Origin of the sequence: Pseudovibrio sp. Ad37 (assembly GCF_001623075.1) — a bacterium.
In the GTDB taxonomy this organism is placed as follows: domain Bacteria; phylum Pseudomonadota; class Alphaproteobacteria; order Rhizobiales; family Stappiaceae; genus Pseudovibrio.
Genome location: NZ_LMCF01000048.1, coordinates 61,430 through 68,714 on the forward strand (window position 1 = coordinate 61,430; position 7,285 = coordinate 68,714).

Here is a 7,285-nt window from a genome sequence, read left to right on the forward strand (position 1 = left end):
ATATGGCTGAATTTCTGTCTTTAAAAGATGCGGTCAAGAAACACCTCAAAAGCGGCGATACTGCCGCTTTTGAGGGTTTTACGCATCTCATTCCCCACGCCGCTGCCCATGAAGTCATTCGGCAAGGCATTGATGAACTCACTGTCATCCGCATGACGCCTGATCTTATTTATGATCAGCTCATCGGCATGGGGCTGGTCAGGAAATTGATCTTCTCCTACGCGGGCAATCCGGGTGTTGGGTTGTTGCGACGCGTTCGTGATTCAATCGAAAACGGCTGGCCGCGACCCATTGAGATTGAAGAGCACTCCCACGCCGCTCTTGCCAATGCATATGAAGCTGGGGCTGCTGGCCTGCCATGCGCCGTGTTTCGTGGTTATATGGGCACAGAACTTCAGCGCGTAAATCCGAATATCAAAAAAATAAATTGCCCTTTCACGGGTGAGGAATTGGCTGCTGTTCCCTCCATTCGTCCTGATGTTGCTTTCATCCATGCTCTTAAAGCTGACCGCAAAGGTAACGTGCTGATTGAAGGAATCGTGGGTGTCCAAAAGGAAGCCGTGCTGGCTGCTACGCATTCCATAGTGACGGTTGAGGAAGTGGTTGATGAGCTGGATACGCATATGAACGCGTGCATCCTGCCACACTGGACCGTCTCCGCTATTTGCGAAGTGCGCGGCGGGGCGCATCCGTCTTATGCGCAAGGGTATTACGGCAGAGACAACAAGACGTATATCGACTGGGATCCGATCGCAGCAGATCGTGAGAGGTTTCAGGCATGGATGGAAGAACACGTGCTGAAGCAGGGACCAGAGGTGTTTGCTGACCGCATCAAAGGGCTGGAGGTAACTCCATGACAGCACAAGACTTTACTCCGGACGAGATGATGGCTATCGCGGCATCCCGCGCCTTGAGCAACACGGATGTGTGCTTTGTGGGCATCGGCCCGCCATCTGCTGCCTGTAACATCGCCCGTTTAACTCACGCACCAGATATTACGCTGATTTATGAGAGTGGAACGATTGGCACTGCGCCAGATATTTTGCCGCTTTCCATTGGAGATGGTGAGCTTTGTGACACAGCGCTGACGACGGTTTCAGTAACCGAGATGTTCCGCTACTGGTTGCAAGGTGGCAAGATCACAGTCGGTTTTCTGGGGGCAGCGCAGATTGATCGTTTCGCTAACATCAACACCACTGTGGTGGGAGACTACGACCATCCAAAGGTAAGATTGCCTGGTGGTGGCGGAGCGCCTGAGATCTCCTCCTCCTCTCAGGAAACTTACATCACCATGAAGCAAAGCAAGCGTGGTTTTGTAGAGAAACTGGACTTTTTCACCTCCTTTGGACACGGAGAAGGAGGGGACCATCGCACACGCATGGGCATCACCACAAAAGGCCCAACCCTGCTGATCACCGACCTTGCCATCTGGAAACCTGACCCTGTTACCAAAGAGCTGACAGTGGTTTCGCTTCATCCGGGTACGACCAAAGAACGGGTGCAACAAACAGTGTCTTGGGCTGTACGGTTCTCGGATGATTTGCAGGAGACCCCTGTGCCGACTGAGGAGGAACTGTCTGTTCTGCGCGCATTAAAAGCGCGAACGGCGGCGGCACATGCGGGTAACAGAGTGGAGACGGCCTGATGTCTGAGGCATATATTTGCGATTATATTAGAACACCGATTGGTCGTTATGGGGGCGCGCTGTCTTCTGTTCGGGCGGACGATCTTGGCGCTTTGCCAATTAAAGCATTGATGGAACGAAACCCGTCAGTTGATTGGGAAGCCGTTGACGAAGTGTATTACGGCTGCGCCAACCAGGCTGGTGAGGACAACCGCAACGTGGCTCGCATGGTCGCGCTGCTGGCAGGTTTGCCTGAGGCTGTGCCAGGGACAACGCTGAACCGTTTGTGCGGTTCTGGTATGGATGCTGTCATTGCGGCCTCTCGTGCCATCAAGACAGGTGAGTGCGATCTTGTGATTGCTGGCGGCGTTGAATCCATGTCCCGTGCGCCATTTGTGATGCCAAAAGCAACCTCACCGTTTTCTCGTGCCAATGAAGTGTTCGACACCACCATTGGCTGGCGGTTTGTGAACCCGAAGATGAAGAAGCAGTTCGGCATCGACAGCATGCCTGAGACTGGCGAAAACGTTGCTGAAGACTTTGGTGTCTCCCGTGCTGATCAGGACGCGTTTGCCGCGGGCTCACAGGCAAAGGCAGCTGCTGCGCAAGAAAATGGCCGCCTCGCCAAGGAGATCATTGAAGTTGTAATCCCGCAGCGCAAAGGCGACCCGATCATTGTGTCCGCTGATGAGCATCCACGAGCGGGGACGACAGCTGAGAAACTTGCAAAGTTGCCGACACCATTTCGTGAAAATGGCAGCGTAACTGCTGGCAATGCCTCAGGTGTGAACGACGGTGCTGCAGCGCTGATTGTTGCCTCTGTTGAAGCGGTCAAGAAATTTGGTCTGACCCCGATTGCGCGTGTGCTTGGCGGTGCCACCGCTGGTGTTGCGCCGCGTATCATGGGTATTGGTCCAGCACCTGCAGCGCAAAAACTTTGCACGCGCTTAAACTTGCAACCTTCTGATTTTGACGTCATTGAGCTCAATGAAGCCTTTGCAAGTCAGGGGATTGCAGTTCTGCGCGAACTGGGGTTGGATGCAGGTGCAGCTCATATCAACCCGAATGGCGGCGCGATTGCATTGGGCCATCCACTGGGTATGTCCGGTGCACGCATCACTGGAACGGCTGCGTTGGAACTGAGCCTGCAAGGCAAAAAACGTGCACTGGCCACCATGTGTATTGGTGTCGGTCAGGGCATCGCGATCGCGCTGGAAAGGGACTAATGTGAGTGTGAGCCTCTTCACCAACCCTATGTGGAATGGATTGTTTGGAGATGAGGACGTGCAACGCGCCTTTTCTCTTGAAACAACTCTGGATCACTATCTGGCGTATGAAGTGGCTCTCACCAAGGCCTTGTTTGCACATTCTCTTGTTTCTGCAGAAGCAAAAGACGCTGTGCTTTGTGGCTGTAAAGGGTTTGCGCCCGATATCACGCGGATCAAGGCAGGTGTCGCAAAAGATGGCCTGCCAATTCCGGCTTTCATTAAGCAACTGCGTATGCGCGTTGGCGAGCCATATGCTGCTGAGTGCCACAAAACATCCACCAGTCAGGATGTGATGGACACCGCACTGGCATTAGCTCTGCGAAAAACCTCGCAGATTTTACAAAAGCGTTTGTCTGCAGTTATCGCTGCACTTGAAACCGTGAAATCAGCCAATGCTGATTATCCGCTGATGGGCAGAACACGCATGCAAACCGCGCTGCCAATAACGGCAGGCGATCGCATTTCCACATGGATTGAACCACTCAAGCGGCACTATCAACGGCTAAACGATGTTGCGGCTGAGGTTGCTGTCCTTCAGTTTGGTGGGCCGGTAGGAACAAGCCATGCTCAGGGAGAGCATGCAGTTGCCATCGCCGCGCATATGGCTGCAGAGCTGGACCTCAGGGTTCCTGAACACTCATGGCACACGCAGCGAGATAACATGGTGGACTACGCAAACGTTCTCTCCATGATCTCAGGCAGCCTTGGCAAAATTGGTACAGACATCACCTTGATGGCACAACAGGGCCTTGAGGAAATCAAGCTTTCCGGTGGTGGTCGCTCTTCCGCCATGGCCCACAAACACAACCCGATCAACGCTGAACTGTTGGTGACGCTTGCCCGCTACAACAGCACTCAAGTCTCTGCAATGCATAGCGCCTTAGTGCATGAGCAAGAGCGCTCAGGCTCAGCTTGGGCGTTGGAGTGGATGATCCTGCCCGGCATGTGCATTGCAACGGGTGCCGGTCTTCAGAGTGCATTAAAGCTGCTGAAACAAACAGAGTGGATTGGAACCCCCTTAAGTGATTAACTGCGCCCACCTAGTTTGAAAGGGAGAATGAGAATGTCCAGTCGCAATGAAGCTATCCAACGGGCGGAAACATACTTCGACAGCGGCGCATTCCTCACTGACCTGGCCCGATTAATCGCAATCCCGACGGAAAGCCAGGAACCCTACCAAAAACACCAATTGATGCGTTATCTGAAAGAGGAGATGCGACCTCTTCTCGAACGTCTTGGTTTCAAAACACACATCTTCGATAATCCGAACCCGATTGGTGGTCCTTTCCTATTCGGTGAACGCATCGAAGATCCCAGTTTCCCGACAGTTCTGACGTACGGCCACGGAGATGTCGTGCGCGGACAGGCCGGTAGCTGGATGGGTGGAAGAGATCCATTCGTTCTGGAAGAAGATGGCGAACGCATTTACGGGCGCGGCACAGCCGACAATAAGTGTCAGCACCTCATCAACCTTCAGGCCTTGGGGTGCCTTTTGCAGGAAAAGAAGCAACTTGGCTTCAATTGCAAGGTGATCATCGAGACCTCTGAGGAAACTGGCTCTGCTGGCTTGCAAGAGTTTTTTGATGAACACAAAAAGATGCTGGCCGCAGATGTTCTTATTGCCTCTGATGGGCCACGCTTGCAATGGGATACTCCAACGGTCTTCACAGGTGCACGTGGGGCGCAAACGTTCACCCTACAAGTGAACCTGCGCGATGGCGCAAACCACTCGGGCAACTGGGGCGGGCTGCTTGCCGATCCCGCCATTATTCTCGCTAACGCTATCTCCTGCATTGCAGACAAACGGGGGCAGATCCAGATTCCAAGCTGGCGACCAACCAGCCTGACACCAGACATTAGGGAAGCTCTGAGAGATCTTCCTGTTGGTGATAGTCAAGGCCCGGCCATAAACGAGAATTGGGGAGAGGAGGGCCTCACCCCCGCCGAGCGTGTGTTTGGCTGGAACTCCTTTGCCGTGCTGGCAATGAAGAGCGGCGTGCCAGAAGCACCAGTAAACGCGATTGATGGTTATGCCTTCGCGGTTTGCCAGCTGCGCTATGTGGTGGGAACAGATGTGCAGGGTCTATTACCGTCTTTGCGCGCGCATCTGGATGCTAATGGATTTGATAATGTCGAGATAAGACAGGAAGATCGCGGCTTCTTTCATGCAACGCGACTTTCTCCAGATAACGCTTGGGTGCGCATGGTGATGGCTTCCTTGGAAGAAACGAGCGGGAAGACACCCCACCTTTTGCCAAACCTCGCTGGCTCACTGCCTAATGAATGCTTTGCAGAAACACTGGGCTTGCCAACTGTGTGGGTTCCTCACTCTTATGCTGGATGTTCACAACACGCGCCCAATGAACATATTCTCAAACCAGTTGCCCGTGATGCCATGCGGAATATGGTGGCGCTGTTTTGGGATATTTCGGAAAAAGGGGCGCCTATCTGAGATATTCGGAGCCTTGGTGAGGTTCGAACTGGGACAAAACCCTCATGATTTAAGGCGCTTAAGAGAAAATGTTGAGCGGGCAGTGGAGAAAACAGATTTCTTTGTAAAAAATGCATTTGCCCGCTGGACAGGAGAAATCTGGCACCCTATAAGACGCTCACCTTCGCAGGACGGGAAACAAACCGCCCCAGCAGAATGTGCCCGGATAGCTCAGTTGGTAGAGCAGCGGATTGAAAATCCGCGTGTCGGTGGTTCGAATCCGCCTCCGGGCACCACTTATCTCTTTGAAATTATTAAATGATAAATCGAGCATTTGCTCTGCTTTCTCAAGGTTTGACACTTTTCCGGCATGGTTTGACACTTTCGCTCCAACCGCTTGCTGAATTCTTCCCCGCGCAGAGTGATTTCTGTGGCGCGGCGCGAGATTTTGCATTGATGGGCAAATTAACGTGCACAGCGGCCTCTCTTCTTTCTACTTAGAAATGAAGCGTTAGAAGAGAGACAAAATACTGTCTTCTAACGCCTCTATTTGCGACCTATTTTACATCGAAAGAATCGCCTATTGGTTGTGCCGTTGTGTTTTGGTTATGGCAGCAAGGTTAGAGCGATGGATCTCGATTTTGACAATATCAGCACATTGATTAAGCATGCTGACAGTGGTGTCAAACTGGCAGGAAAGGCCGTTAACCTCACCAAGTCGATAAAGGACCTTTTGAGTTCTTCGAAGGCGGCGAGCAACCCGGAGCTTGAAGCTCTTGTCGTGGAACTTATGGGAGAGGTTACGGATACGAAGCTGGCGAATGTGGAGCTGAAGACGCAGTTGCTGGCGTTGAAGGAGGCTGCTATAGCAGCACAAACCAAGGCTAACGACTTTGCACGCTATGAGCTTTGGGAAACGCCAGCCGGTCAAACCGTGTATCGCCTTGAAGAGCAGACCGACCATAAAGAGCCCATGCATTACTTGTGCCCAACATGTAAGGAAAAGGGCGTTAAAAGTATCCTTCAAGGGCATGATGAATCCAAGCAGTGCACGAGCTGTGATGTTTGGTTTCGCTATGAAAAAGCCAGAATTGTGGCCGCGACGGGCCGTTCGGATAAGTTGGATGGTTACCTCTTTTAGCACTTCAAACCTCCCTTAGTTACTGAAAATCAGCTCCCGAACTTTCTTTTGGTCATTGGTGTTCAGGGTGTAATTGAGGCTGACTTCTTCCACGTCAAAGTCGGCGAAAATCTCTCTGATCTGCGGTGTATCATTGATGGAAAGCAGAAAACGGCCTTTGATCGTCTTGAGTTGATCAGCCAGTTTTTGGAAATCATCTGCCGCAAATACGTCCTTGCCGTAATAGTCCTCACAGGCCCAATATGGCGGATCCAGATAAAACAGCGTCTCAGACCGCTCATAACGTTTGATACAATCAACGTATGGCAAGCGCTCGATAATAACGCCGGACAGGCGTTCATGTACGTCTTCCAGCAATGGCACCACTTTGCTTAAATCAAAGCGAGCGCCGCGCAGAGAAACCCCAAAGCTACGTCCGTCTACCTTACCGCCAAAGGCGGTGCGCTGCAGGTAGAGGAAGCGAGCAGCTCGCTCCAGATCAGTAAGTGTCTCTGGTTCAGTTTTTGTCAAACGCTCAAACTCAGAGCGGCTTGTCAGTTGGAACTTCAGCACCTCAAGGAACTGCGGGTAGTGCCGCTGCAGGATCCGAAACAATGTCACCACATCCCCGGAAATGTCATTAATGACTTCGCATTTAGGTTGTGTGAATCGGCATGCAAAATTGACCCGGTTAGGTGGGTTATGAGCGTTTAAGATTGACCCACCTGTTTGTTAGGATCCGTGCATTTAGCGCGGGGCATGAACGGGTGATATTGATGGAAAGTGCAGCCAAGATCCGCCGTCTTGTTTTACGGGATGGTCGAAGTGTCCGGTCGGTCAGT

The 7,285-nt window shown here is 52.2% G+C and carries 7 protein-coding genes and 1 tRNA gene; 7 read left to right on the plus strand and 1 reads right to left on the minus strand.

Annotated features, from left to right (window positions below; genetic code table 11):
- Window positions 1–2 precede the first annotated feature (2 nt).
- From PsAD37_RS10920 to PsAD37_RS10950, 7 genes are all read left to right on the plus strand, one after another.
- Window positions 3–857: a CoA transferase subunit A gene (locus tag PsAD37_RS10920; protein WP_063296182.1), complete on the plus strand. Its 855-nt coding sequence runs from the start codon at window positions 3–5 to the stop codon at window positions 855–857.
- On the plus strand, window positions 854–1,645 hold the full coding sequence (locus PsAD37_RS10925; protein ID WP_063296171.1) for a CoA-transferase subunit beta: 792 nt from the start codon (window positions 854–856) through the stop codon (window positions 1,643–1,645). Before PsAD37_RS10920 ends, PsAD37_RS10925 begins: the two co-directional genes overlap by 4 nt.
- Window positions 1,645–2,850 carry a 3-oxoadipyl-CoA thiolase gene (gene pcaF, locus PsAD37_RS10930; protein WP_063296172.1) on the plus strand — a complete coding sequence of 402 codons (1,206 nt, stop codon included), beginning with the start codon at window positions 1,645–1,647 and terminating at the stop codon, window positions 2,848–2,850. Before PsAD37_RS10925 ends, pcaF begins: the two co-directional genes overlap by 1 nt.
- A 1-nt stretch (window position 2,851) precedes the next feature.
- Window positions 2,852–3,922 (plus strand): 3-carboxy-cis,cis-muconate cycloisomerase, encoded by a 1,071-nt coding sequence (locus tag PsAD37_RS10935; RefSeq protein WP_063296173.1) that lies wholly within the window; start codon window positions 2,852–2,854, stop codon window positions 3,920–3,922.
- Between the two features lie 33 nt (window positions 3,923–3,955).
- The gene (locus PsAD37_RS10940) at window positions 3,956–5,344 is read left to right on the plus strand and encodes a M20 family metallopeptidase (RefSeq protein WP_063296174.1); all 1,389 of its coding nucleotides are present in this window, start codon (window positions 3,956–3,958) and stop codon (window positions 5,342–5,344) included.
- A 199-nt stretch (window positions 5,345–5,543) separates the two neighbouring features.
- Window positions 5,544–5,619, plus strand: a tRNA-Phe gene (locus PsAD37_RS10945).
- 332 nt (window positions 5,620–5,951) lie between these two features.
- Window positions 5,952–6,464, plus strand: a complete 513-nt coding sequence (locus PsAD37_RS10950; protein ID WP_063296175.1) for a hypothetical protein — start codon at window positions 5,952–5,954, stop codon at window positions 6,462–6,464.
- 15 nt (window positions 6,465–6,479) lie between these two features.
- On the opposite strand, the gene PsAD37_RS10955 is transcribed toward PsAD37_RS10950, so the two are convergent.
- Complete coding sequence (locus tag PsAD37_RS10955) at window positions 6,480–7,160, minus strand: DNA adenine methylase (protein ID WP_084407725.1); 681 nt, start codon at window positions 7,158–7,160, stop codon at window positions 6,480–6,482.
- Between the last annotated feature and the right edge of the window lie 125 nt (window positions 7,161–7,285).

Excerpts from the sequence above, each read along its gene's own strand:
- PsAD37_RS10920 (WP_063296182.1), top strand. The coding sequence starts at position 3 with ATGGCTGAATTTCTGTCTTTAAAAGATGCGGTCAAGAAACACCTCAAA.
- PsAD37_RS10925 (WP_063296171.1), top strand. The coding sequence starts at position 854 with ATGACAGCACAAGACTTTACTCCGGACGAGATGATGGCTATCGCGGCA.
- pcaF (WP_063296172.1), top strand. The coding sequence starts at position 1,645 with ATGTCTGAGGCATATATTTGCGATTATATTAGAACACCGATTGGTCGT.
- PsAD37_RS10940 (WP_063296174.1), top strand. The coding sequence starts at position 3,956 with ATGTCCAGTCGCAATGAAGCTATCCAACGGGCGGAAACATACTTCGAC.
- PsAD37_RS10950 (WP_063296175.1), top strand. The coding sequence starts at position 5,952 with ATGGATCTCGATTTTGACAATATCAGCACATTGATTAAGCATGCTGAC.